At 67.7% G+C, this 25,380-nt stretch carries 20 protein-coding genes; 8 read left to right on the forward strand and 12 right to left on the reverse strand.

Going from position 1 to position 25,380, the window contains the following annotated elements; translation table 11 throughout:
• The 5 genes from rffA to CFB45_RS00975 are packed head-to-tail and all read right to left on the reverse strand — an operon-like array spanning position 1 to position 4,762.
• Positions 1-1,158, reverse strand: a complete 1,158-nt coding sequence (gene rffA / locus CFB45_RS00955) for a dTDP-4-amino-4,6-dideoxygalactose transaminase (RefSeq protein WP_089424216.1) — start codon at positions 1,156-1,158, stop codon at positions 1-3.
• Positions 1,159-1,217: 59 nt separating this feature from the next.
• Positions 1,218-1,865 carry a class I SAM-dependent methyltransferase gene (locus CFB45_RS00960; protein WP_089424217.1) on the reverse strand — a complete coding sequence of 216 codons (648 nt, stop codon included), beginning with the start codon at positions 1,863-1,865 and terminating at the stop codon, positions 1,218-1,220.
• 10 nt (positions 1,866-1,875) lie between these two features.
• Positions 1,876-2,598 carry a WbqC family protein gene (locus tag CFB45_RS00965; RefSeq protein ID WP_089424218.1) on the reverse strand — a complete coding sequence of 241 codons (723 nt, stop codon included), beginning with the start codon at positions 2,596-2,598 and terminating at the stop codon, positions 1,876-1,878.
• Positions 2,595-3,980, reverse strand: coding sequence for an NAD(P)/FAD-dependent oxidoreductase (locus tag CFB45_RS00970; RefSeq protein ID WP_089424219.1), 1,386 nt, complete (start codon positions 3,978-3,980; stop codon positions 2,595-2,597). Before CFB45_RS00970 ends, CFB45_RS00965 begins: the two co-directional genes overlap by 4 nt.
• Positions 3,977-4,762 carry a TylF/MycF/NovP-related O-methyltransferase gene (locus tag CFB45_RS00975; RefSeq protein ID WP_089424220.1) on the reverse strand — a complete coding sequence of 262 codons (786 nt, stop codon included), beginning with the start codon at positions 4,760-4,762 and terminating at the stop codon, positions 3,977-3,979. Before CFB45_RS00975 ends, CFB45_RS00970 begins: the two co-directional genes overlap by 4 nt.
• A 406-nt stretch (positions 4,763-5,168) precedes the next feature.
• Here CFB45_RS00975 and CFB45_RS00980 point away from each other — a divergent pair, with 406 nt between their 5' ends.
• The 3 genes from CFB45_RS00980 to CFB45_RS00990 all read left to right on the forward strand — a co-directional run bounded on the left by CFB45_RS00980 (position 5,169) and on the right by CFB45_RS00990 (position 11,879).
• The gene (locus CFB45_RS00980; RefSeq protein ID WP_089424221.1) at positions 5,169-6,956 is read left to right on the forward strand and encodes an O-linked N-acetylglucosamine transferase, SPINDLY family protein; all 1,788 of its coding nucleotides are present in this window, start codon (positions 5,169-5,171) and stop codon (positions 6,954-6,956) included.
• A 241-nt stretch (positions 6,957-7,197) separates the two neighbouring features.
• Positions 7,198-9,396, forward strand: a complete 2,199-nt coding sequence (locus CFB45_RS00985) for a tetratricopeptide repeat protein (protein ID WP_089424222.1) — start codon at positions 7,198-7,200, stop codon at positions 9,394-9,396.
• Complete coding sequence (locus CFB45_RS00990) at positions 9,393-11,879, forward strand: tetratricopeptide repeat protein (protein ID WP_089424223.1); 2,487 nt, start codon at positions 9,393-9,395, stop codon at positions 11,877-11,879. The genes CFB45_RS00985 and CFB45_RS00990 overlap by 4 nt, the downstream gene beginning before the upstream one ends.
• A gap of 258 nt (positions 11,880-12,137) precedes the next feature.
• Here the strand turns inward: CFB45_RS00990 and CFB45_RS00995 are convergent, their stop codons facing one another.
• From CFB45_RS00995 to CFB45_RS01005, 3 genes are all read right to left on the reverse strand, one after another.
• Complete coding sequence (locus CFB45_RS00995; RefSeq protein ID WP_089424224.1) at positions 12,138-12,434, reverse strand: flagellar protein FliT; 297 nt, start codon at positions 12,432-12,434, stop codon at positions 12,138-12,140.
• Positions 12,435-12,467: 33 nt separating this feature from the next.
• Positions 12,468-13,886, reverse strand: a complete 1,419-nt coding sequence (fliD, locus tag CFB45_RS01000) for a flagellar filament capping protein FliD (RefSeq protein WP_089424225.1) — start codon at positions 13,884-13,886, stop codon at positions 12,468-12,470.
• A 192-nt stretch (positions 13,887-14,078) separates the two neighbouring features.
• Positions 14,079-14,897 carry a flagellin domain-containing protein gene (locus CFB45_RS01005; protein WP_011350581.1) on the reverse strand — a complete coding sequence of 273 codons (819 nt, stop codon included), beginning with the start codon at positions 14,895-14,897 and terminating at the stop codon, positions 14,079-14,081.
• A gap of 544 nt (positions 14,898-15,441) precedes the next feature.
• Between CFB45_RS01005 and rpsU the strand changes: the two genes are divergently transcribed.
• On the forward strand, positions 15,442-15,654 hold the full coding sequence (gene rpsU / locus CFB45_RS01010; protein ID WP_006401410.1) for a 30S ribosomal protein S21: 213 nt from the start codon (positions 15,442-15,444) through the stop codon (positions 15,652-15,654).
• 164 nt (positions 15,655-15,818) lie between these two features.
• On the opposite strand, the gene CFB45_RS01015 is transcribed toward rpsU, so the two are convergent.
• Positions 15,819-17,942, reverse strand: coding sequence for a TonB-dependent siderophore receptor (locus CFB45_RS01015; protein WP_089424226.1), 2,124 nt, complete (start codon positions 17,940-17,942; stop codon positions 15,819-15,821).
• 226 nt (positions 17,943-18,168) lie between these two features.
• Here CFB45_RS01015 and CFB45_RS01025 point away from each other — a divergent pair, with 226 nt between their 5' ends.
• Positions 18,169-19,404 (forward strand): PepSY-associated TM helix domain-containing protein, encoded by a 1,236-nt coding sequence (locus tag CFB45_RS01025; protein WP_089424228.1) that lies wholly within the window; start codon positions 18,169-18,171, stop codon positions 19,402-19,404.
• Positions 19,405-19,534: 130 nt separating this feature from the next.
• Here CFB45_RS01025 and CFB45_RS01030 read toward each other — a convergent pair whose 3' ends face one another.
• Positions 19,535-20,137 (reverse strand): DNA-3-methyladenine glycosylase I, encoded by a 603-nt coding sequence (locus CFB45_RS01030; RefSeq protein ID WP_089424229.1) that lies wholly within the window; start codon positions 20,135-20,137, stop codon positions 19,535-19,537.
• 142 nt (positions 20,138-20,279) lie between these two features.
• On the opposite strand from CFB45_RS01030, the gene CFB45_RS01035 reads away from it, so the two are divergent.
• Positions 20,280-21,161 (forward strand): BadF/BadG/BcrA/BcrD ATPase family protein, encoded by an 882-nt coding sequence (locus tag CFB45_RS01035; protein WP_089424230.1) that lies wholly within the window; start codon positions 20,280-20,282, stop codon positions 21,159-21,161.
• A gap of 142 nt (positions 21,162-21,303) precedes the next feature.
• Positions 21,304-22,128, forward strand: a complete 825-nt coding sequence (locus CFB45_RS01040; RefSeq protein ID WP_089424231.1) for a Cof-type HAD-IIB family hydrolase — start codon at positions 21,304-21,306, stop codon at positions 22,126-22,128.
• Between the two features lie 118 nt (positions 22,129-22,246).
• Here CFB45_RS01040 and aqpZ read toward each other — a convergent pair whose 3' ends face one another.
• The gene (gene aqpZ / locus CFB45_RS01045) at positions 22,247-22,990 is read right to left on the reverse strand and encodes an aquaporin Z (RefSeq protein WP_089424232.1); all 744 of its coding nucleotides are present in this window, start codon (positions 22,988-22,990) and stop codon (positions 22,247-22,249) included.
• A gap of 300 nt (positions 22,991-23,290) precedes the next feature.
• Here aqpZ and CFB45_RS01050 point away from each other — a divergent pair, with 300 nt between their 5' ends.
• Positions 23,291-23,587 carry an H-NS histone family protein gene (locus CFB45_RS01050; RefSeq protein ID WP_021162849.1) on the forward strand — a complete coding sequence of 99 codons (297 nt, stop codon included), beginning with the start codon at positions 23,291-23,293 and terminating at the stop codon, positions 23,585-23,587.
• 105 nt (positions 23,588-23,692) lie between these two features.
• Here the strand turns inward: CFB45_RS01050 and CFB45_RS01055 are convergent, their stop codons facing one another.
• Positions 23,693-24,757, reverse strand: a complete 1,065-nt coding sequence (locus tag CFB45_RS01055; protein WP_046547453.1) for a glycosyltransferase family 4 protein — start codon at positions 24,755-24,757, stop codon at positions 23,693-23,695.
• Between the last annotated feature and the right edge of the window lie 623 nt (positions 24,758-25,380).

A 25,380-nucleotide genomic window follows, 5' to 3' on the forward strand; every position in this document is an offset into this window, starting at 1 on the left:
TTATCGGGTGCGGTAGAAATCGAAGACCACGTCGAGGATGCGATCCTGTTCGGCTTCGGTCATGTCGTGGTACAGCGGCAGCCGGACGAGCCGGTCGGCGACGAGGTCCGTCACCGCCATGCCGGAGCCGCAGCGCCCGTAGCGCTGGCCGGCCGGCGAACTGTGCAGCGGCACGTAGTGGAACACCGCGTTCACGCCCACCGCGCGGATCTGCTGCAGCAGCGCGGTGCGTTCGGCGAGGTCGCGTGCGAGGAAATAGAACATGTGGCCGTTGCCGCGCTCGGCGAGCGAAATCGCGGGCAGCTCGATCAGCCCGTCCGCGTGCAGCGGCTGCAGCGCGTCCTGGTAGCGCTGCACGGTCGCGCGCCGCTGCGCGGTGATCACGTCCGCGTGCTCGAACTGCGCGTACAGGAACGCCGCGATCAGCTCGCCCGGCAGGAACGACGAGCCGACGTCGACCCAGGTGTACTTGTCCACCTGCCCGCGGAAGAACTGACTGCGGTTGGTGCCCTTCTCGCGGATGATCTCCGCGCGCTCGACGAGGCGCGGGTCGTTGACCAGCAGCGCGCCGCCTTCGCCCGAGATCACGTTCTTGGTCTCGTGGAAGCTGAGGCACGCGAGGTGGCCGAGGCTGCCGAGCGGCTTGCCGTTCCACGTCGACTGCAGTGCCTGGGCGGCGTCCTCGATCACCCACAGGTCGTGGTCCGCCGCGAGCTGCCCGATCACGTCCATGTCGCAGGCGACGCCCGCGTAGTGCACCGGCACGATCGCGCGCGTGCGCTTGGTGATCGCGGCGGCGATCTGCGTCTCGTCAAGGTTCAGCGTGTCGCGGCGGATGTCGACGAACACCGGCGTCGCGCCGCGCAGCACGAACGCGTTGGCGGTCGACACGAACGTGTAGGACGGCATGATCACTTCGTCGCCGGGCTGCACGTCGGCGAGGAGCGCGGCCATCTCGAGCGCGGCCGTGCACGAGTGCGTGAGCAGCGCGCGCTGGCAGCCGATGCGTGCTTCCAGCCAGCGGTGGCAGAGCTTCGTGAACGCCTGGTCGCCGGCGAGGCCGCCCTGCTCGACCGCTTTCGCGATGTAGTAGAGCTCCTTGCCGACCACGAACGGGCGGCCGAACGGAATGCAGTCGAGGTTGGGTGGGCCGAACATGGTCAGGCTCCGCGTCAAGGGGTGGGACGTCCGGCCGCGCGGCTCGCGCGCGGCGCCGCTCAGGTGTCCTTGCGGACGAGAATCGTGAATTCGTACAGGCCGTAGTCGTGCAGCAGCGCGACGTGGCGCGAATAGCGGCGCTTGCAGCGATCGAACAGCGCGCACGGGTCCGCGTAGTACAGGAGGTCCGGGCGCATGAACGGCGGATCGGAATACGACGTCAGGCAGTTGAACGAGAAGCCCAGTCGGCTCGTCGCGTGCAGCGTGTCGAGCGTCGCGTGGATGTAGTCGAGCCACGCGTCGTCGTCGTGACCACGCCTGACGTTGAAGATGCCGGAGGCGATCCCGTAGTCCGACGCGGCCTGCGGCACCGCGCCGACATGAAACGCGACGTTCGCGTCGTCGCGGTAGCGCTGCCGCGCGGCGTCGACCATGTCGGACGAGATGTCGTAGCCTGCATACGCGAAACCGTCGGGCAGCGCGCGCGCCTTCAGGAAATCGACCAGCGCGCCGTAGCCGCAGCCGATGTCGTTCACCGAGTGGCCGCCGGACGCGGGCAGGATCTTCGTCAGTTGTTCGAAGCGCAGGAACTGGCCGGTTTCGCCGTTCCAGTCGACGCCGCGCGCGGTCGCGCCGTGCTCCGCCAGCCGCGCGCTGTAGTACGCGGCCACTTCTTCCAGCAGGCTCGCATGCCGGGATTCGCTCATGGGCATCACCTCAGTCTTTCGAGGTCAGCGCGTACCGGCGCGCTTCGGGACCGCAGTTGAACAGCACGTCGAGCACCGTCACGCCGTGGACGAAGTCGCCCCACTGCTGCGGATACTCGGGATAGGCCGGATAGTCGAACCAGCGCACCGCGACGCCGGCATCGGCGAACAGGTTCTCGTCGAGGTAGCTGCGCGCGGCCGGGCCGGACAGGTACTCGGTCGCGCCCGCCTGCACGCACAGGTTCAGCAGCTTCTCGGTGCGGTCGCCGTGCAGCGCATAGTCCGACGTCGACGACACGCGCGTGCCGATCTCCAGTTGCCGGAGGACCCACGTCAGCATCGCGGCATTCAGCTCGCTCAGCATCCCGTAGGTTCGGCCGGTGTAGAGCGCTTCGAGCTCGCCCGCATAGCGCGCGAAGTGCGGCGCGCGTGCGTAGTTCTGCTGCAGGGCCTTCCAGTGCAGCGGCGCCCAGTCGGCGCCGTCGATCTCGGTTTCGCGGATCGACTGGTGATACTTGCCCTTCACCTTCACCGGCACGCTCAGCCATTGCACGCCCTGCGGCGTCTTGATCTGGTTGCGGTTGCGCCAGTCGCGGCGCGTGTACTGCGCGTCGTCGTAGAGGATGAACTCGTCGCTGGCGGCGATCAGGTCGAAGTAGCCCTTCCACGGAATGTAGTTGGACTGGACGATCGCCACCCGCTTCGCGTCGCGGTTCATGGTCGCACCGCTCATGCCGGAATGTGGCCGTACCGGTACATGTCGACGAGCTCGGGCGGAATGCCCCAGTCCGTCGCGCCCAGCTTGTCGTGCAGCGCCTCCAGGTCCGCGCGGATCGCGTTCTGGAGCTGTTCGACCATGCGGTTGCGCGCCGGCACGAAGTCGTGCTGGTACGCGGCATTGATCTGATGGCGTACCGTCTTCGCGATCGCGGCCTCGCGCGTCATGTTGCGGATCAGCTTGCGTTCGGGCGCGAGTTCCGCGTAGCGCGGGTCGATCGGCTCGCCGCGCATCGCCGCGACGAGATCGCGGCTCAGCACCGGCGACAGGTGGAAGCCGTCGCGCTTGGTGCCGCCGAGAATCCACAGGTCGCGCACGCTGGTTTCGCCGAACAGCGGATACAGGTCGGACGTCGTCGGCCGCCAGCCGACGTTGACGTTGACCAGGCTCGCGCGCGAGAAGCGGGTGTTGATCTGGTCCATCGCCGACTTCAGCAGCGTGTACGCGCTGCCGGCGTGGCCGTGCTCGTGCGGCACCGGGCTGATGTAGTTGCTGGCGCCGACGAGGGTCCGGTCAGGCCCGTGCGGCGCCGAATACACGCCGCACGCGAGGCCGCGGTTGGTCGTGCGCACGCAGTGCGTGTGCACGTTCTCCGCGCTCTGCAGTTCGATCGACATGCCGACGCCGTAGAACATCCGCTGCACCGGCAGCTCGGGCAGGCTCGCCTGCAGCACGCGCGTCACGTTGGCGCCGTTGCAGAGGATGAAGCGGTCCGCGCCGAGCACGCTGCCATCGGACAGGCGCGCCCCGGTGACGCGTCCGGCCGCGGTGTCGAGCCGCTCGACCTCGGCGTCGATGAAGCGCACGTTGCCGGCTTGCGCGACCGACTCGGTCAGCGCGTCGAGAAACTGTTTCGGATTGACCCAGCCTTCGCGCTTCAGGAAGACCGCCTTCAGCGCGCGATAGCGCGGGTCCGGATGATAGTTCGGGATCCCTGACGGATCGACCGCCTCGCACGGCTCCTCGAATTCGCGGCAGAACCGCTGCATGGCCGCGAAGTTCTCGTCGTCGAGCGCGTCGGTCGCCGCGTTGTTCAGCACGAAGGTGCCGAAGCCGTGCGCGATCGCGTGCGCCGGCGTGCAGATTTCAGCGAATACGGCGGGCCAGGCCGCCGTCGCGCCGCGGCTCAGCTCGAACTTGAAGCGGTCGATCGGCGTGCCGAGCGAATCGCCTTCCAGTTCGGTAAACGAATTGAGCATCGCCGCCGCGGCGCGCGTGGCCGAGCCGGGCCGATGCGCGTGGCCGACGATCACGAGCTCGACGCCCGGGTCCGCCCGCTGCCATGCGCGGGCCGTCATCAGGCCGAGAATGCCGTTGCCGAGGATCGCGATTTTCATTTGCGTGTGCCTCCACCCTCGGGGAATGACAGGTAGCACAGCGACGGATAGGCCGCCGCCTTGTGGATCTGGTGCGGACGGTTGCCGAGCAGGTCGCGCAGGTAATGGACGCCTTCCGCGGGCAGCTGGCCGCCGCGGGTGAGCTGCCAGAACGCGACGATGCCGCCGGGCACCAGCCGCTCCATCACCGCGTCGAACGCGTGCCGGGTCGGCTCGATCACGTTCAGGTCGAACCACGCGAGCGCGACCATCTCGCCGGGATGCGCTTCGCCGAATGCCGCCAGCGTGTCGCGGCAATCGCCTTCCCACACGTGGTGCTTGTCATGCACGTGCCCCATCGCGTTGCTGCGCTCGTGCAGGTTCAGCAGCTTGCGCAGCAGGTCGGCGTACTCGCCGGACAGCGAGTACGTGCCGTCTGAGAACAGCTTGCGGTCGCGCGTGTCGTGCTCGGCGAAGCCCGTGTAGCCCGTGAACGTATCGAATGCGTGGATGCGGCGCTGGAAGTTCAGCGGCTCGAGAATCGCGCGGAAGTTCTCGCACAGCACGGCGGTCTGCCCGCGCCACGTGCCGAGATCGAGGATCGCGCCCGGCAGCGGCACGATTTTTTGATAAATCTCGAAGGTCGCGAGAATGCGTGCGAGGAGCGAGCCGCGCACGAACAGGCCGAGCGACCGTTCCAGTTCCTCGCGCGTCGCGGGGTAGGTCTGCATCAGGTCGAACAGTTCGCGGCGCGCCGCGAGCTGATCGCCATCTGCGTTGGTGATGATCGCTGATTCGTGCATACACAGGGCTCCAGGCACAAAGGGTGTGGCCGGACGAGCGCGTGTCGGCGCGGTGGCATCGGAATGCGCAACCGTCCGAACGTCGCAGGTCGGACATCTTTCTACGATCAAGTCTAGCGAGCGTCGCCAGGATCGAATGTCGGATTAGCGGGTGGTTTCACCCCGCATTTCGATGGATGCGCGGGTGTCCGGCGCGCATTCGGCGCGCCCGCGGGTGCGGCTTGCAGTCGCGGGAATAGCGACCAATTCCAGCACCTGCTCGCCGGATTGGAACGCGGCGTGCGCGAGGAGAATTCGGACACGTCGGAGACCGTCGGTGCGTGCGTCCGCGGGCGAAGGCGTGCGCCGGCGCAGGGGTGCCGGCCGCGATTCGAATCCCGTATTGGCTACCAGGACGACTTAGCTCATGATGCCCACCTCCCCCGCCGCCGCCACGATCGAACAGGCGCTGGCGCACCATCAGGCCGAACGGTTCGACGAGGCCGAGACGCTGTACCGGCAGATCCTCGACACCGATCCCCGGCACGCGGACGCGCTTCACCTCCTCGGCCTGATTGGTCATCAGCACGGGCGCTATCGGGAGGCATCCGACCTGATCATGGCGGCGATCGAGATCAGGCCGGACGCGATGTACTACTACAACCTCGGCAACGTGATGCAGGCGGACAACCGTCACGCCGCCGCCGCCGAGTGCTTTCGTCTCGCCATCGAGCTGCGACCCGACTACGTCGATGCGTACAACAACCTCGGCAACGCGCTGCGGCTCGCCGGCGACGCCCGCGCGGCCGTCGATGCGTTCTGCCAGGCCATCGCGCTGAAGCCGGACAACGGCCAGGCCTACAACAACCTTGCGAATGCGCTGTTCGACCTGAACGAGATTCCGGCCGCGCTCGAGGCGTACCGGCACGCGGTCGCGCTGCGCCCCGAACTGCCGGAGCCGCGCAGCAACCTGCTGTTCGCGAGCCACTGCAGCGAGGCGTTCGACCACGACGCCTATCTCGCCGAGGCCGCGCGCTACGACGCAGTCGTCACGCGGTGCGCGACGCCGTGGACGGACTGGCTCGTCGACTTGACCGCCTGCGCCGGGCGGCCGCTCAAGGTCGGCATCGTGTCGGGCGACCTGAAGGCGCATCCGGTCGGCTATTTCATCGAGAGCATGCTGAAGCATCTCGACCCGAACCGGATCGAGATGCATGCGTACCCGACGCGCGACGTCGAGGACGACGTGACCGCCCGCCTCAAGCCGGCCTTCGCGACGTGGACCTGCATTGCCGGGCTGAGCGACGAAGCGGCGGCCGCGCGTGTTCGCGCGGACCGCATCGACGTGCTGCTCGACGCGGCGGGCCACACGGTCTACAACCGCCTGCCCCTGTTCGCGTGGAAGCCGGCGCCGCTGCAGGCGAGCTGGCCCGGTTATTTCGCGAGCACCGGCGTGCGGGCGATCGACTACGTGATCGGCGACCGTCACGTGCTGCCGCCCGCCGAGGCCGCGCATTTCACCGAGCGGCCGTGGCATCTGCCGGACAGCTATCTGTGCTTCACGCCGCCGGCCGAGCCTGTCGACGTCGGCGCGCTGCCGATGCTCGCGAACGGCCATCCGACCTTCGGCTATTTCGGCAAGCTCGCGAAGATCACCGAGCACGTCGTCGCGGTCTGGTCGCGCGTGCTGCAATCGGTCGCGGGCGCGAAGCTGTTCGTGAAGGCGGAGCATCTCGACGATCCGCGCGAGCAGCAGGCGCTTGCCGCGCGCTTCGCGGCGCACGGCATCGACACGCGGCGCCTGATCCTCGAAGGCCGCTCGCCGCGCGCCGAATACCTGGCCGCGTACCGGCGCGTCGACCTGATGCTGAGCCCGTTCCCGTATCCGGGCGGCACGACGACCGCCGAAGCGCTGTGGATGGGCGTGCCCGTTCTGTGCCGGCGCGGCGAGCGCTTCCTGTCGCACATCGCCGAGAGCCTGCTGCATTCGGCGCGGCTGTCCGAGTGGATCGCGGACGACGACGACGCGTATGTCGCGAAGGCCGTCGCGCAGGTCGGCCAGCCCGCCGAGCTGGCGGCGCTGCGCACGACGCTGCGCGCGCAGGTGCTCGCGTCGCCGCTGTGCGACGCGCCCCGCTTCGCGCGCCACTTCGAGGACGCACTGCACGGCATGTGGGCGCAGCACGTCGAAGCCGCGTCGGGCGCAACCGTGTGAGGCCGCTCACGACGTGACGTGCGCGGGCATTTCCACGCCGGCGGCAAGCGCAACATGGTGCCCCGCGCGCTGAACGCCGCGCCGGCCGGTGTGATCGTCATTCCGGCCGGTGGCGCGTGCGCGACACCGTCGTCGGGATGGCACGCGACGGGATGGCGGCGTCGGCCGTGATGATCGGGCACGGCCGCAGGCTGATCGACTTCGGACGCGAACCGCATCGCTATTGAGCAGAGCAGACGAGATGGACGGAACAGGACAGGCATTGCAGACGGCGCTCGCGCATCACCAGGCGGGGCGTCTCGCGGAAGCGAAGACGCTGTACGACACGATCCTCACCGCGCAGCCGGGCCAGCCGGACGCGCTGCATTTTCTCGGGCTGCTGGCGTGCCAGCTGAAGCAGTACGACGCGGGCATCGCGCTGATGGAGCAATCGCTCGTCGAGCGGCCGGACGCGTCGTACTTCAACAACCTCGGCAACATGCTGCGCGAAAACGGCCGGCTCGACGACGCGATCGCGCACTACCGGCGCGCGGTGGGGCTGCGACCGGACTATCCGGAGGCGCACAACAACCTCGGCAACGCGTTGCGCGACGCGCGCGAGCCGGCGGCTGCGATGGAGAGCTGCGCGCGCGCGATCGAGCTGCGGCCCGGTTACGCGCAGGCCTACAACAACCTCGGCAACGCGCTGCAGGATCTGGGCGACCTCGACGGCGCCGCCACGCACTATGGCCGCGCGATCGAGCTGGACCCGTCGATGGCGATGGCCCACGCGAACCTGAGCGCCGTGCGTCACAAGCAGCTGCGCTGCGCGGAAGCGCTCGCGCATGCGCAGGACGCGATCCGGCTCGCGCCGACCCTCGCCGAAGCGCACAACCACGCGGGCAACGCGTATCACGGACTGGACCGGCTCGACGCGGCGCAGGCCAGCCATCGCACGGCCGTCACACTGAATCCGGCGGACGCCGGCGCGTGCCACAACCTGTCCGTCGTGCTGCTGAAGCTGCAGCGGCTCGACGAGGCGCTCGTGTATTGCCGGCAGGCGTTGCAGGCCGGCCCGCCGGCCGTGTTGATGCACGTCAATCTCGGCGACATCCTGCGCGCGCAGGGCAACGTCGATGCCGCGGTCCACGCGTATCGCGACGCGCTTGCGCTGGTGCGCGACGACGCCGACGACGTCGCGGCGACCGTGCTGAACCGGCTGCTGTTCAGCGCGGCGGCGTCCGCCTGCGTGACCCCCGCCGACTACCTGGCCGACGCGCGGCGCTACGGCCGGCACCTGGCCGCGCGTTCGACGCGCCATGCGCACGATCCGCGCGAGCGGGCCGCGCGCGCGCAGGGGCGGCCACTGCGCGTCGGCTTCGTGTCCGGCGACCTGCGCCTGCATCCGGTCGGCATCTTCCTGGAAAGCGTGCTCGCGCACCTCGAGCGCACGCGCATCGACCTGCGCGTGTACGTGACCACGGACGAGGAGGACGCGATCACCGCGAAACTGAAGCCGCACGCGAGCAACTGGCGCTCGATCGCCGCGCTGGGTCCGGAGGCGGCCGCGCGGATGATTCACGACGACGAAATCGACGTCCTCGTCGACCTCGCGGGCCATACGCAGTCGAGCGGGCTGGCCGTGTTCGGCTGGAAACCCGCGCCGGTGCAGGCGAGCTGGCTCGGCTTTTTCGCGTCGACCGGTTGCGACGCGATCGACTACTTCATCGGCGACCGCTACACGCTGCCGGACGCCGAAGCGCATCACTTCGTCGAGCAGCCGTGGCGGCTGCCGGACAGCTTCCTGTGCTTCACGCCGCCGGCCTGCGACGTCGAGGTCGGCCCGCTGCCGATGGCGGCGCGCGGCCATCCGACGTTCGGTTGCTTCGGCCAGCTCGTGAAGATCGGCGACGACGTCGTGCGCGCATGGTCGCGCATCCTGCACACGCTGCCGGACGCGCGGCTGCTGCTCAAGGCGCACGAGCTCGGCCGCGACGGCGTGCGCGACGCGACCGCCGCGCGCTTCGCGCGGCATGGCATCGACGCGAGCCGGCTGATCCTCGAGGGCGGTTCGCCGCGCGCGGAATACTTCGGCGCCTATCACCGCATCGACGTCGCGCTGAGCCCGTTCCCGTACCCGGGCGGCACGACCACCGCGGAAGCGCTGTGGATGGGCGTGCCGGTGCTCGGCATGAAGGGCGGGCGCTTTGTCACGCACATCTGCGAAAGCGTGCTGCACGCGGCGGGCATGGGCGAATGGGTCGCTGACGGCGAGGACGCCTACGTCGCGAAGGCGATCGCGGCGGTGCGCGACCGCGAGCGGCTCGCGACGCTGCGCGCCGGGCTGCGCGCGCAGCTGCTCGCGTCGCCGCTGTGCGACGCGCGCCGGTTCGCGGCGCATCTCGAAGCGGCGTTCATCGGCATGTGGCAACGCTATACGAACTCGGAACACGAAGCATGAACGATATTCACGACACGCTGCAGTCCGCGCTGGCGCATCACCAGGCGGGGCGTCTCGCGGAAGCGAAGACGCTGTACGACGCGATCCTCACCGCGCAGCCGGGCCAGCCGGACGCGCTGCATTTTCTCGGGCTGCTGGCGTGCCAGCTGAAGCAGTACGACGCGGGCATCGCGCTGATGGAGCAATCGCTCGTCGAGCGGCCGGACGCGTCGTACTTCAACAACCTCGGCAACATGCTGCGCGAAAGCGGCCGGCTCGACGACGCGATCGCGCACTACCGTCGCGCGGTGGGGCTGCGGCCGGACTATCCGGAGGCGCACAACAACCTCGGCAACGCGTTGCGCGACGCGCGCGAGCCGGCGGCTGCGATGCAGAGCTGCGCGCGCGCGATCGAGCTGCGGCCCGGTTACGCGCAGGCATACAACAACCTCGGCAACGCGCTGCAGGATCTGGGCGAGCACGAGGCGGCGGCGGCGAGCTACGCCAAGGCGGTCGCGCACCAGCCGCAATACGCCGATGCGTACTGCAATCTCGGCAACGCGCTGCATGCGCAGGAGAAATTCGACGATGCCGCGGAGGCCTATCGTCGCGCCATCGCGCTGCAACCGGGCTTCCACGTCGCGCACCAGGGGCTGAGCGCGACGCTGCGCGCGGCAGGTGACCTGCGAGGTGCGGTCGACCATGCGCGCGAGGGGCTCGATCCGGAAGACGCGGACGCGCACTGCGTACTGGCCAGGCTGCTGCAGCGCATGAGCGAGTTCGGCAAGGCGGTCGAACTGCTCGAGCGGGCGATCGCGATCGATCCCGCGCATGCGCGGGCATGGGCCTGGCTCGGCGACCTGCGCAACCAGCAGGGCGAATACGGGCAGGCCGTGCAGGCGTGCCGGCACGCGATCGAGCTCGATCCCGAACTGGCCGATGCGTACAATTTCCTCGGCTACGCGTATCACAACCTCAACCGGCTGGCGGCGGCGGAGCTGAGCTACCGGCACGCGATCGACCTGAACCCCGACGATGCCGACGCCCATCAGAACCTCGCCGCCGCGCTGTTGCGGCTCGAGAAGCTCGACGAGGCGATGAAGCACACGGAGATCGCGCGGGAACTCGGCATCGATCCGCTGAAGCTCCAGATGACGCTCGGCGACATCCTGTGGGCGAAAGGCGATCTCGCCGGCGCGCTGGACGCATTCCGCACGGCGATCCGCTACGACCTGCATCGCGCGTACTCGCGGATGCTGTTCAACATGTCGAGTTCGCCCGCGTTCGAGCCGCAGGAGTGGGTCGCTGAAGCGCGCCGCTACGGCGAACATCTCGAGCGCGATGCGCTTCCGTTCGAGCACGACCGCGCGCAGCGCGTCGCACAGGCGCAGGGGCGGCCGCTGCGCGTCGGCTTCGTGTCGGGCGACCTGCGCCAGCATCCGGTCGGCATTTTTCTGGAAAGCGTGCTGGCGCGGATCGACCGGTCGCGCATCGAGCCACATGCCTATGTGACGTTCATCGGCGAGGACGACGTGACCGCGCGGCTCAAGCCGAACTTCGCGAGCTGGAAGAAGGTGGTCAGCCTGGGCCGCGAGGAGGCCGCGAAACTGATTCGCGACGACGGCATCGACATCCTGATCGACATGGCAGGCCATACCGACTGGAGCGGCCTGCCGATCTTCGGACACAAGCCCGCACCGGTGCAGGCGAGCTGGCTCGGTTTCTTCGCGACGACCGGTTGCCGCGCGATCGACTATTTCATCGGCGATGCGCATACGCTACCCGCCGACGAGGCGCATCACTTCACCGAGCGGCCGTGGCGGCTGCCGGACAGCTACCTGTGCTTCACGCCGCCACCGTACGATGTCGCGGTCGGCCCGCTGCCGATGGTGGCTCATGGCGGCGTCACGTTCGGCTGCTTCGGCAAGCTGGTCAAGATCAGCGACGAGGTCGTCGCGCTGTGGTCGCGCATCCTGCACGCGCTGCCGGACGCGCGCCTGCTGCTGAAGGCTCATGAGCTCGGCGCCGACGACGTGAACCAGGCGACGCTCGACCGCTTCGCGCGGCACGGCATCGGCGCGGATCGGCTGATTCTCGAAGGCGGGTCGCCGCGTGCGGAATACTTTGCCGCGTATAACCGCATCGACGTCGCACTGAGCCCGTTTCCGTACCCGGGCGGCACGACCACGGCCGAAGCGCTGTGGATGGGCGTGCCGGTGCTCGGGATGAAGGGCGGCCGGTTCGTCACGCACATTTGCGAAAGCGTGCTGCACGCGGCGGGCATGGGCGACTGGATCGCGACGGACGAGGAGGCGTACCTGACGAAGGCCGTCGCGTTCGCACGCGATCGTGACCGGCTGGCGACGTTGCGGGCAACGCTGCGCGCGCAATTGCTCGCGTCGCCGCTGTGCGACGCGTCGCGCTTCGCGCGCAACCTGGAAAACGCGCTACACGGTATGTGGGCCTGCTACGCGTCCGGCGAGACGGCGACCCCGGACGCGTGACGAGCAGGATAGCGTCACGGCTGGAAGCCGCGCTCGCGCATCGTCGGGCCGGCCGCCCGAGATGATCGGCGCGGCCGTCGAGCGGGCGACGCGGGCGACGCGGGCGATGCGGGCGTAGCCGGCGCGATCCGGCTCGCGCTTCCGCCCGCCGGCGAAAAAAAGCCGCATTGAAGCGGCTCGACGGTACGGCGACAACGGTCCGCTCGACTGGCGGCGTCTTTTAATTCGACCTGCGCGGCGGGCGAGACGCCCGGCCGGTCACAGCAAGCCGGCCTTCTGGTACTGGCTCGCGGCCTTGATCCGCTCCTGGGACTGCGCAAATTCCGCAGCCAGGCGGTCACGGTCCGTCTGCGCATGCTCCGTGATCGACGCGTCGATCGCCATGATCTGCCGCACCTGGTCCAGCACGTCCGGGGTCTGCTCGCCGGACAGGTTCATCAGCAGCGGCGAGCGTTCGTCGACGAGGGCCGCGACGCGCACCCAGTCGCGTGCGTCGGCCGCCGACTGCATGGCACGGGTCAGGTCGAAGGCGCGGGACAGGGTGTCGTTCGTCATGGTTCGGCTCCGAAGGGGCGGTGTGGCGAAGGCTTACTTGTTGTTGGCCATCGCGCCGGCGCTGTTCTGGCCGCCGAACAGCTGGGTCAGGTAGCGGGTGTTGTTCGCCATCGTCGCCATCAGCGTGTTCAGCGCGGTGAACTGCGCATTGTATTGCTTGGTCAACTGGTCCGAGTAGGTCTGCAGCTGCGTCGCCTGACTCTGCACGCTCTTCAGATCGGCGTTGATTGCGTTGGTGCGCTGGTCGATCAGGCCGGACGTCTGCGTGTACGTGTTGATGTTCGCATTGAGCGCCTGGGCGATGCCGTTCGTCTGGTTGAAGATCGCCGTCACCGCGGAACTGTTCGACTTGAGCGCGGTGGTCAGCGCGGCGGTGTCGACCGACATCGCGCCGGTCGAGTCCACGTTGATGCCGATGCTGCCGAGCGCATAGGTCGTGCCGCCCGTCGTGACGCCGCTGCTGAGCGTCGTCGCGAGTGTGTTCCTGATCGTGTTCATCATCGCGTCGCCGAGCAGCGGGCCGGCGGTCTTCGCCGTCGGGTCGTAGCTCGTCAGCGATTTCGCGGTATTCACGAAGTTGGTATACGCGGTCGCGAAATTGTTGATCGCGGTCGTCGCCGCGGCCGTGTCCTGCGACAGCGTGACGGTTTGCGTCGTGCCGACAGCGGCCTGCGACAGCGCCAGCGTGACGCCCGTCAGCGCGCCCGACACGTTGTTCGACGCGCTCGACACCGGCGTGCCGTCGATCGTCAGCTTCGCGTCGGCGGCCGGCGTGACCGTCGTGTACCCCGACGTCAGTTTCGAGTTGACGCCCGTGCCCGTGATCGAGATCGTGTTGGCCGCGCCGGTGGCGTTCGACTGCATCACGAGATGCTGGCCGTCCGAACCGGTGATGACCGACGCGGTGACGCCGGCATTGCCGGACGCGGAGTTGATCGACGACGCGATGTCGGACAGCGACGCGCCGGCCGCCACGTTGACGTTGAACGCCGGGTTGCTGCCGAAGGTGATGCTCAGCGAGCCGGCCGAGATCGTGTCCGCCGACGTCACGCCGGCCGACGACAGCTTGTTGGCGGTCGCGAGCTGCGTGACATTGACCGAATACGAACCGGCCACCGCGCCGCTGCCGCTCTTGATCGTCGTCGCGATGCCCGTGCCGCTCGCCGTCGCGGCCAGGCTGCCGAGCGCGGTGCCGTCCGAGAGGCCGGTGAGCGCGGTCTGCAGCGCGGACAGCGCACCCTTCAGCTGGCCGATCGCGGACAACTGCGTATTGTCGTTCGTCTGGCGGGTCTGCAGGGTCTGCAATTGCCCGGCCGTCTTCGCGTTCACCAGCGTCGTGACGAGCGTATTGACGTCGAGCGACGAATTGGTCGCGCCGCTGATGATCGATTGACCTGCATTCGCCAGGATGCTGCTGATGTCCGTGCTGCTGACGGGGGTCGTGGTGGCCATGCCGTTGCTCCGGTCGTCCGCGCAACCAACGTGCGCGATGCGGCGGGGCGCCGCGGTTCAATGCAAAGAGGGAGGCGTGCCTCCCTGGAGAATTCTGATCCGGGCGGTGTCGGCGGCGTCGCGATGCATCGCATGGCGACGCCGCCGGCCCGGAGGCGGGCGGGCGCGTGGCCCGCCGCGGGTGCTGCTCGATTAGCCGAGGAGCTTCAGGACTTGCTGCGGCAGCGAGTTCGCTTGCGCCAGAACCGAGATACCAGCTTGTTGCAGCACTTGCGCCTTGCTCAGGTTCGCCGTTTCCGTCGCGAAGTCCGCGTCGGTGATCTGCGAGCGAGCGGCGGTCATGTTGGTTGCCTGGGTTTGCGTCGTCGAGATCGCAGCCTGGAACGTGTTCTGTGCTGCGCCCAGCGTTGCCTGGAACGTGTTGACTTGCTTCAGTGCCGCGTCGATCGCCGTGATCGCCGATTGCGCGCCCGACTGGGTGGCGACGCTCAGGGTGTTCACGCTCATGCCCGTGCTGTTCCAGTTCGCCGTGCCGAAGTCGACGGTGACGACCTGGTTCGCTGCTGCGCCGATCTGGAACGTGACGCTGCCGGTGCCGCCCAGGATGGTCTGGCTGTTGAACGTCGTTTGCGATGCGACACGGTCGATTTCGCCGAGACGCGTCGTCACTTCAGCTTGCAGGTTCGCGCGAGCGCTCGAATCCAGCGAGCCGTCGCCGGCTTGTTGCGCCAGCGTACGGATACGCTGCAGGTTGTCGACCGTCGATTGCAGCGCGCCGTTGGCGGTCTGGATCATCGAGATGCCGTTGTTCGCGTTTGCAACACCTTGCGTCAGCGCGTTGATTGCCGCCGTTTGCGACGTCGAGATCGCCAGGCCGGCTGCATCGTCAGCAGCGGTGTTGATGCGCTTGCCCGACGACAGGCGGTTGATTGCTTGCGACAGTGCGCTCTGCGAGCCCGACAGATTCGTCTGCGTCGTCAGCGAAAGGATGTTGGTGTTGATGTTCAGCATTTGCTTCCTCGTTTTGGAAAATGGCTGGGATACAGACAGGTTCTGATTTCGGCGTTGCGCTTTATCGCGACTGGCGCTGCCCCGCCTTTCCTGGTTGACGGCGGCACCCGGCGAAAACTTTAGAGGGATGTTTGGGTAAATTCGGGACGGAAGGATGGCTGTCGGCCGAAAGGCCCGCCCGGCTTGGCCGGCCGGGCCGCGGGCAGGCGCGGCACCCGGCCCCGTTCGACGGGGTGAGCGACCGCGCGACGCGGAGCGGCGAACCGGGGGATGCAAAAGGGTAGTTTTGTCTGTGATTCTCTGCTATGATGGCGGGCTGAATTGAGATTTCTGTCACGCCTCTGCCGTTTTCGGCATGTCTGCTGGCAGTCAAACGCGGCGCTGCACGCGGTTGTGAAGCGTACTCGCGGTGCTTTCCGCCTCTCTTTTCCGGCCTCCGAGGCCGTATTTCCGCTCGTTTCGCCTGTTTGTGGGGACGCTCGGATGGCCGGTGCGTGGCGCTTGGCCGCTACGTTTTTGACCGTTTAAGCAATTTAGGAACGACATGACGACGATTCTTCTGAAAGAAAACGAGCCGTTCGAAGTGGCGATTCGCCGCTTTCGCCGTGCTATCGAAAAAAATGGCCTGATCGCTGAACTGCGCGAACGCCAGTCCTACGAAAAGCCGACCGCAGTCCGCAAGCGCAAGAAGGCAGCAGCCGTCAAGCGCCTGCACAAGCGCCTGCGCAGCCAGATGCTGCCGAAGAAGCTCCACTAAGAGCGTCTTACGGTTCGCCGCGAAACGGCGGAGCGTGCTTCGAAAGAAGCCGCTCCGCCGTTTTGCTTTTGGGGGCCGGGAAACTCCCGATGCTGTGGCGGGGCGGCCGTTCCGGCCAATGGCTGGCGGCCGGCGGCCGCGGTTTGCGGCCGCCGGCTCGCCGTTCAGAAGTCGATCTTCGCGCTCAGGCTCACCGTGCGCGGGTCGCCCGGCTTTACGTAGTCCGCGTACTGGTATTCCCAGTAACGGCGGTTCAGCACGTTGTCGATCGACGCGCGCAGCGTCACGTCGTGGCGGCCGACCCGCGTCAGGTAGCGCGCGCCCGCGTTGACGACCAGAAAGCCCGGCGCGTCGAGGCCGCCGGCCGCGCGCAGCGGCGTCGCGCTGGTGAATTTCGCGTCGACGCCGAGCATCAGCCCCGGCACGCCCGGCACCGCATAGCCGAGGTCGCCGGCGAGCACGAAACGTGGCGCGCCCGCGACACGGTTGCCGTTGTTGCCGATCCCGTTCGCGTACCACGCGTCGAGCAGCATCGCGTCGACGCCTGCGTTCCAGCGTGCGCCGAATTTCGCGCGCGCACCGAACTCGATCCCCTGGATGATCGATTCGCCGTCCTGCACGTAGACGTTCGTGGCGTTCGCATATTCGGCGCTGCGCTGGATGCGGAACAGCGCGGCCGTCGCGCTCCAGCGCGCGTGCTCGCTCTTGATCCCCAGCTCGTATTGCTTGCTGCGCAGCGGCTTGAGCACTTGGCCGGCGTTCGCGTAGACGTCGTTCACGCGGCTGCCGGGCTCGAGCGATTCGGCGTAGCTCGCGTAAGCGGTCGTGGTCGGCGCGAGCTTGAACATCACCGCGAACGTCGGCGTGACCACGCCGTTCTGGCGGTAGCCGGGATCCTCGGCGCCGCTCGCCTGGAACGAGCGCTGCTCGTAGTTCATGTAGCGCACGCCGGCGAGTACCGACCACCGCTCGGTGAGCTGCACGGTGTCGCTCGCGAACAGCGATTTCTGCACGATCTCGCTCGTGCGGTACTGGATGAAGCCATGCGGGCTGTCGTAGCGGTATGGGTTCGGCGCATACAGGTTGCCGGCGCCGAGCGGCACGAACACGCTGTTCGCCGAATAGTCGTTCGCCTGCTTCTGCCACGACGCGCCGAGCACGATCTGGTGGCTGAACGGGCCCGTGCGCACGTTGCCCTCGACCATCGCGCGCCACTGGCTGAAGCGGTGATCCTCCATCCCGACGTAGCGGCTGTCGGTGTAGTTGCCGGCCGCGTCCTGCAGGTACAGCGTGCTTTCGTTGCGGCGGCGCGTCGCCTTGCTGTAGCTGTACGCGACGTCGAGCTGCCAGTCGGGCGCGAGCTGGTATTGCAGCCCGGCCGTGTAGAGCTGCAGGTTCGTGTTCAGGTACTGGTCCTTGCCGCCGAGGTTCGTCGTGCCGCCGCTGATCGTCGCGGGCAGCGCGCCGCCCGGGTAGCTGCCGGTGAAGATCGACGGCGTCTGGCCCGTCGTGCGGCGGTCCTGGTACAGCGCGCCGAGCGTCACCGACAGGTCGCGCGTCAGGTTCGCCTGCAGCGCGAGCGAGACGCTGTCGCGGCGGATGTTGCCGTCGTTGTACGTCTTGCCTTCCTCGTGCGTCGCGTTCAGCCGCGCGCCGAACATGCCGTTCGGCCCGAAGCGCTGGCCGAGATCGACGTGCTCGGTCCACACGTTGGTACTCCGGTAGCCGACGTCGACGCTGCGCACGGGCTCGACGCCCGGCTGCTTCGTCACGTAGTTGACGACGCCGCCGGGCGTCACGAAGCCGTACAGAAACCCGCCGAGCCCCTTCAGCAGCTCGACGCGGTCGAGCTGTTCGTACGGCATCGTGATCCCGTACGTGACGAACGGCAGCCCGTCGATCTTGTAGCCGTTCTGCCAGTCGAGCTGCATGCCGCGCACGGTCATGTAGCTGGCCCATGCGCTGTACGCGCCGCTGTTGTCGGACACCGAGGCGTCGTTCGCGAACACGTCGCCGAGCTTGTACGGCTGGCGTGCCTCGAGCTCCTCCGACGTGACGATCGTCGTCGAGAACGGCGTGTCGAGCTGGCGGCGCGTGCCGAGCGCACCGGTGGAGAGCGTGTCGGTCAGGTGCTGCGGCGAGTCATGCGCAGCGGTGACGTTGATGGCCGGCAGCGCCGTGGCGCCGCCGGGCGAATCGTCCGCGTGCGCGAGCGACGCGGCAAGGCAGGCAAGGGCGGCGGCCACACGACGTGGGCGGACAGGAGGACGGGCGAGGCTGACGGTCATGACGGGTAAGTAAAAATGCAAGTAAGAATCATTCGCATTGCGATAAAATGTTGCGCATCGTATCAAAACCCGTCGAACGCGCAACAATTCCATGCCGCGTGCAAGGGCATCCGGCCTCGCCAGCGGCGGCCGGCCGGCTCGGGCGCGGCGCCTGACCGCAAATGACCTGCATCCCGTTGAACCGGGGCCGCTCGTGCCGGCCCGCTTTCCCTTCCCAGGGCGCGCGATGAACGCGTTCCTGCGACCGTTTCTCGTCCGCCTGCACCGCTGGTTCGGCCTCGCGATCGCGCTGTTCCTGTTCGTCGCGGGCCTTACCGGCGCGCTGATCGCGTGGGATCACGAGCTCGACGCGGCACTGAACCCGGACTTCTACACCGCCCGCAGCGATGCGGCGCCGCTTGATCCGCTCGCGCTCGCGACGCGCATCGAGGCCGCCGACCCGCGCGTGCAGGTGACCTATCTGCCGCTCGCGATCGAGCCGGGCCACACACTGCAGGCGGGCGTGATGCCGCGCACCGACCCGGCAACGGGCCAGCCGTACGCGCTCGGCTTCAGCCAGATCGCCGTCGATCCCGCGACGGGCGCGGTGCAGGGCCGCCGCGAATGGGGCGCGCTGTCGGTCGCGCGGCTCGACTTGATGCCGTTCATCTACCGGCTGCACTATTCGCTGTTCCTGCCCGTGTACGGCGGGATCAACTTCGGGTTCTGGGTGATGGGCGTCGTCGGCATCGTGTGGGCGATCGACTGCCTGATCGCGCTCGTGCTCGCGTTTCCGAACCCGAAGAGCTGGCGCAAGTCGTTCGCGTTCCGCGTGCGCCGCGGCGGCTATCCGCTGGTGTTCGACCTGCACCGCTCGGGCGGTGTGTGGGTGTGGGGGCTGCTGCTGGTCGTCGCGGTCACGTCGATCTCGATGAACCTCGCCGTGCCCGTCGTGCGGCCGCTGGTATCGCTGGTGTCGCCGCTGGCCGAGACGCCGTACACGAATCCCGAACATTTCCCGCCCGCCGCGCCGGGCAGCACGATCCTGCCGCGCGAGCGGATCGTCGAGATCGCGCGTGCGGCCGGGCGCGACGCGGGTTTCGCCGCACCGCCCGGCGCGCTGCTGTTCGCGCCGGCGATGAATGCCTATGCGGTCGGGTTCTTCACGCCCGGCAACGATCACGGCGACGTCGGGCTCGGCAATGCGTGGCTTTACTGGGACGCTGTGACCGGCAAGCCCGTCGCCGCCCAGGTGCCGGGCCGTGGCTCGGCCGGCGACCTGTTCATGCAGGCGCAGTTTCCGCTGCACTCGGGGCGGATCGCCGGCGTCGCGGGGCGTGCCGCGGTGAGCGCGCTCGGTATCGTCATCGCGATGCTGAGCGTGACGGGCATCTGCATCTGGGTGAAGAAGCGCAGCGCCCGCGTGCGGGCCGCGCGCAGCACGCGCTCGGTTGCGCCGGCGGCGTCGCGCGCCGCAAGGTGAGGGGTGGCGCGCAGCGCTTCGTGAGCGGTGAGCGGGCGGCGTAACCCGCGTTGGGCCGCGGGGACCGGCGGTCGGTCGGCAGCTGCCCGCGCCGTCGGCCTGCCTCGCGCCGTCGGCCCGCCTCGTGCCGTCAGCCCGCCTTGCGCCGGCGTGCGGGCGGCTTGCCGCCGAGCGCCGCGCATTGCCCGTGGCACGGGCAACCGACCTCGTGATCGTTGACCATGCCGGTGGCCTGCATCAGCGCATAGCAGATGGTCGAACCGACGAACTTGCAGCCGTACGCCTTCAGCGCCTTGCTGAGCGCGTCGGACTGTTCGGTCGACGCGGGCGCGTCGCGGTACGACTGCCACGCGTTCTGGACCGGCGTATCGCCGACGAACGACCACAGGAACGCGGCGAGCGACCCATGCTCTTCGCGGATGCGCTGCACGGCGCGCGCATTGGTGACCGCCGATTCGACCTTCGCGCGGTTGCGCACGATGCCGGGATTCTCCAGCAGCTTCTCGATGCGTTTCGGCGTGAAGCGCGCGACGGCATCGACGTCGAAATCCGCAAAGGCTTCGCGATAGCCCGCGCGCTTGTTCAGGATCGTCGACCACGACAACCCGGCCTGCGCGCCTTCCAGGATCAGCATTTCGAACAGGTGGCGATCGTCGTGCGACGGCACGCCCCACTCGGTATCGTGATAGTGAGCATCCGCTTCCGTCTTCACCCAGTTGCACCGCTGCGACATCGTCTGCCTCGCATTTCGTATCGATTCGATCGCGTCAGCATAGCGGAAGCCCTTTTCACGGAACAGCCGGCCGAACGGCAGATGGGCGCGCGGCGCCGATCCGGTTAAGCTTGGCGCCTGTTCGAATCAGCGGGATGAAGGCATGGCGGCATTACTTTTTGCGATCGGCATCGACGGCGGCGGCACGGGCACGCGCGCGGTGCTGGCCGACCGGCACGGGCGCGAGCTCGCGCAGGGGCGCGGCGGCCCGTCAGGGCTCGGGCTCGGCATCGAGCGCGCGTGGGCGTCGATCGGCGCAGCCTGCGCGGATGCATTCACCCAGGCCGGTCATGCATTCGACTGGTCGCAGTGCGCGCTCGGCTGCGGGCTCGCGGGCGTCAACAATGCGGCGTGGCTGGCCGCGTTCCGCGCGCAGGCACCGCTCGGCGCGCTCGCGGTCGAGAGCGACGCGTATACGACCGTCGTCGGCGCGCACGGCGGCGCGCCGGGGTTGATCGTCGCGCTCGGCACCGGCAGCATCGCCGCGGCGCTCGATGCGGCCGGCGCGTGCCGCATCGCCGGCGGCTTCGGCTTCCCGTCCGGCGACGAGGCGAGCGGCGCATGGCTCGGCGTGCGCGCGCTCGCGTATGCGCAGCAGGCGCTCGACGGCCGCGTGCCGCGCGATGCGTTCGCCACCGCGCTGCTCGCGGAAACGGGCGCGCAGGATCGCGACGCGCTCGTCCAGTGGTCGTGCGATGCGAACCAGACGATCTACGCGCGGCTTGCGCCGATCGTGTTCGCGCATCGTGCGCATCCGGTCGCGGCCGCGCTGATCGCGCAGGCGGGCGACGAGATCGGCAAGATGATCGACGCGCTCGATCCGCAGCGGGCGCTGCCGGTTGCGCTGTGCGGCGGATTGGCGGACGCCCTCGCTCCGGCCGTGCCGGCACGCCATGCCGTCCGGCTGCGCGCGCCGCTCGACGATTCCGCGCACGGCGCGCTGCGGCTCGCGCTGCAGGCGTTGCGGGCGGCGGAAGGGGGCTGACGGCGTTTCGGGGGGGGGGGGGGATGGAGGCGCACCGCAACCGCGCCGCTGGCGGCAATCGACCGGGAACCGTCCGGCGGGCAACCGGGCACGACGTTAGAATGGCCGTTCCGCAGAGCCCTGAGCGCCATTCTTCCGTCCCATGTACAAAGTCATCGCCACCGATCTCGACGGTACCCTGCTGAACAGCGACCACCAGCTCGATCCGTACACGATCGACACCGTCCGCCGGCTCGACCGCGACGGCCTGCAGTTCGTGATCGCCACCGGGCGCCATTACGCGGACGTCGCCGGCATTCGCGACGTGCTCGGCATCCGGCCGTACCTGATCACGTCGAACGGCGCGCGTGTGCATGCACCGGACGACACGACGATCCACGCGCAGGACATCGATCCGGCGATCGTCCGCGGCCTCGTGCAGCCGGATGTCGTCGGCGCGCATGGCCGCGTGATCGTCAACCTGTTCACCGACCAGGGCTGGCTGATCGACCGCGATGCGCCGCACCTGCTCGAATTCCACCAGGATTCGGGCTTCCGCTACGACGTGATCGACATGCCCGCGCATGACGGCGCGGATATCGCGAAAGTGCTGTACATCGGCGATCCGGCGGATCTGGCGGTCGTCGCCGAGCAGATGCGCGTGCGCTTCGGCGATGCGCTGTACGTCACGTACTCGCTGCCCGACTGCCTCGAGGTGATGACCGCGAACGTGTCGAAGGGCCGCGCGCTGCGCTCGGTGCTCGCACGGCTCGGCGTCGACACCGGCCACTGCATCGCGTTCGGCGACAACATGAACGATATCGACCTGCTCGAAACCGCCGGCCACGCGTTCATGATGAACAACGCGAATCCCGACCTGATCGCGCGGCTCCCGCACATCCCGCGGATCGGCAACAACTTCGATTCGGGCGTCGCCCGTCACCTGCGCACGCTGTTCTCGCTCGAAGACAACGTCGCCGCCTCCTGAGCGCGCTGCCGGCGCGGAAATGAAAAACGGGCGCCAGTGGCGCCCGTCGAAATGACCTGCCTCGATCTTCTTCGACAGCGTGAGGCTCGCTGCTCTGCTCGCTTGACCCCGTAGTGTTTTATTCGCTTGTGCGAGCCGATGCCGGCAGCAGGTCGACGGCGTCGTCACGCCCCGCGACCAGCGGATAGATGATCCCGGCGAGTACCGCGCCGATGATCGGTGCCACCCAGAACAGCCAGAGCTGACCGATCGCATCGCCGCCCACGAACAGCGCGGGGCCGGTCGAGCGGGCCGGGTTCACCGACGTGTTGGTGACCGGGATCGAGATCAGGTGGATCAGCGTCAGGCACAGGCCGATCGCGATCGGCGCAAAGCCGGCCGGCACGCCGCGCTTGTCGGTGGCGCCCAGGATCACGAACAGGAAGAAGCCCGTCATCACGACTTCGCAAATGAACGCCGAACTGAGTGCGTAGTGGCCGGGCGAGCGTTCGCCGAAGCCGTTCGTCGCGAAGCCGCTGCCGACGACGTCGAAGCCCGGCTTGCCGGTCGCGATCAGGTACAGCACGAACGCGCCGAGCGTCGCGCCGACCACCTGCGCGACGATGTACGGCACGAGATCGCGTGCGGGGAAGCGGCCGGCGACCGTCAGGCCGACGCTCACCGCCGGATTCAGGTGGCAGCCCGAAATGTGGCCAATTGCGAATGCCATCGTCAGCACGGTCAGGCCGAAGGCAAGTGCGACGCCGGCAAAGCCGATGCCGAGGCCCGGAAAGGCGGCGGCCAGCACGGCGCTTCCGCACCCGCCGAGCACCAGCCAGAACGTGCCGAATACCTCTGCAGCGAGACGCTGAGAAAGATTCATGTAAGGACCTCGTTCAAGTCGATTGAAGACAACCGGACGACGCGACGGATTTAAACCGTCACCCGGAATTGGTCTGGATTATAGGAAATGAATCGGGTCGGGGAGGGTCAACGATTGTTAAATTTGAATAGCTGACGAATGCCTTTTATTAGAATAAGTCCGCATTCTCGATATAGTCGAATCGGTTAAAGATGACAGCATTCATTTCAAAGGGCAGGGCGGCAGTGCGGATGGCGTAACGGATGTTGGTGTCCCGGCCGGATTCGCCGGGGCCGCATCATCGAAAAGGGGAGTCAAAAAATGTCTCAATACGCGAAGCTCAAGGCGCAGATCGCCGATCTGCAGGCCCAGGCGGACGATGTGCGCCGCCAGGAAGTGGCGGCGGTGATTGCGGAAGTCCAGCAAAAGATTGCCGAATATGGGCTGACTGCCCAGGATCTGGGCTTCGCGGAGCGAGCGAAGCGCGGGCGTCCGCCGAAGAAGGCGCCGCTGCCCCCGAAATACCGCGATCCGAAGTCGGGCGCGACCTGGAGCGGGCGTGGCAAGCCGCCGAATTGGATCGTCGGTAAAAACCGCGATCGTTTCCTCATCGAATGACCGAAAGCCCAAACAAAAGAGCCGCATCGAGATGCGGCTCTTTTGTTATCCGCGCCAATTTCGGCGCGGATTGGATTACGGCATATTTCCTTGCGGCATTCCGTGTCAGGCGCCGGCGACCCGGCGCAATGCCGGTTGACGGGCTCCCGTGCAAAGCGATTCGTAAGTTTCGACATATCGCTGCGCCATCGCCTTCGAGCTGAAGCGCGTATCGAAACGTTCGCGGATGGCGGTGCGCGACAGGCTGTCGATCCGGTGCAGCGCGCCGACCGCGCCCTGCACGTCCTCGACGATGAAGCCGGTCACGCCGTCCTCGATCACTTCGGGCACCGAGCCGCGGTTGAACGCGACGACCGGCGTGCCGCAGGCCATCGCCTCGATCATCACCAGGCCGAACGGCTCCGGCCAGTCGATCGGGAACAGCAGCGCCTTCGCGCCGGACAGGAACGCGGGCTTCTGCGCCTCGTTGATCTCGCCGATGAATTCGACGTGCGCCTGGTCGAGCAGCGGCTCGATCACTTCCTTGAAGTAGTCGGCGTCGGCCTTGTCGACCTTCGCGGCGATCTTCAGCGGCAGCCCGCTTTGCGCGGCGATCCGGATCGCGGTGTCGACGCGCTTTTCCGGGCAGATCCGGCCGAGGAACGCGAGGTATTCGGGCTTCACGCCCGGTTGCGGCGTGAGCAGCGTGTCGGGCAGCCCGTGATACACGGTGCCGGCCCACGCGGCCTGCGGCAGCGGCTTGCGCTGGTTGTTCGAGATCGACACAACCGGCGCGTCCGGGAACGCATCGAACACGGGCTGCAGTTCCGGCAGGTCGAGGCGGCCGTGCAGCGTCGTCACGTACGGCGTGTCGAGGCGCGACATCAGCGGGAACGGCAGGTAGTCGAGGTGGAAGTGCAGCACGTCGAATTCGTGCGCGACCCGGGCGACCTTTTCGAGGAGCCGCATATGGGGCGCCATCGAATCGCGGATCGACGGGTCGAGCCGCAGTGCGCGCGGCCAGGCCGCCTCGAGTCGGGCCGACGTGACGGAGTCGCCGCTGGCAAACAGGGTCACGTCATGGCCGAGATCGACGAGCGCCTCGGTGAGGTAGGACACGACACGCTCGGTGCCGCCGTAGAGTTTCGGCGGAACGGCTTCGTAAAGCGGCGCGATCTGGGCAATTCGCATGGATGTTCTCCTGTTTCGACCCGGGGCGCGGTGGCGCCGACGCGGGTCCCGTGCAACGTTGCGGAACTCGCCGGCGTACGCGGTTGGCGGTACGTGGCCGTGCCCTGGGCGGGGTGCGCGGGGCTTCGGACGGCAAGCTGCGGGGCGGGCCGGCACGGCTCGCGCCGCCGCCCATTGGAGTCCATTATCGATATCGCCCTGAGGGGTTCGAGTGTTTTTTCAAACACTTAAGGCTTGTTACACGATGAAATACGCGAAAACCCCGATAAAAAGGGTGCGGAAACAGAAATAGAGATAGACGCAACTATTGTTGCGTCTTCGTGAAAAAGCACTATAATTTTTACCGATCCGATTGCTGGCAGCCTTGCCGGCAAGCCTTCCAGGACTGCACGGAGGCCATCGGACACATCACAGCCGAATCCGCGCTGCCAGCCGCTTCCCCGATTGAGTCTTTCAATTCGCTTTGTCGGAAAAATTCCTACACGGTTTACAGACAAATCCTGCGCGGCATACGCCACTTCGCTGATACCGGCGCACATGCCGTTTGGCCAAAATTCGCCCTGTAAGACTATAAACGAGCCGACTGAGCGCCAAGAGCGCCCTGATCGAGCAAACGTTTTCAT

This window comes from Burkholderia sp. HI2500 (genome assembly GCF_002223055.1).
In the GTDB taxonomy this organism is placed as follows: Bacteria; Pseudomonadota; Gammaproteobacteria; order Burkholderiales; family Burkholderiaceae; genus Burkholderia.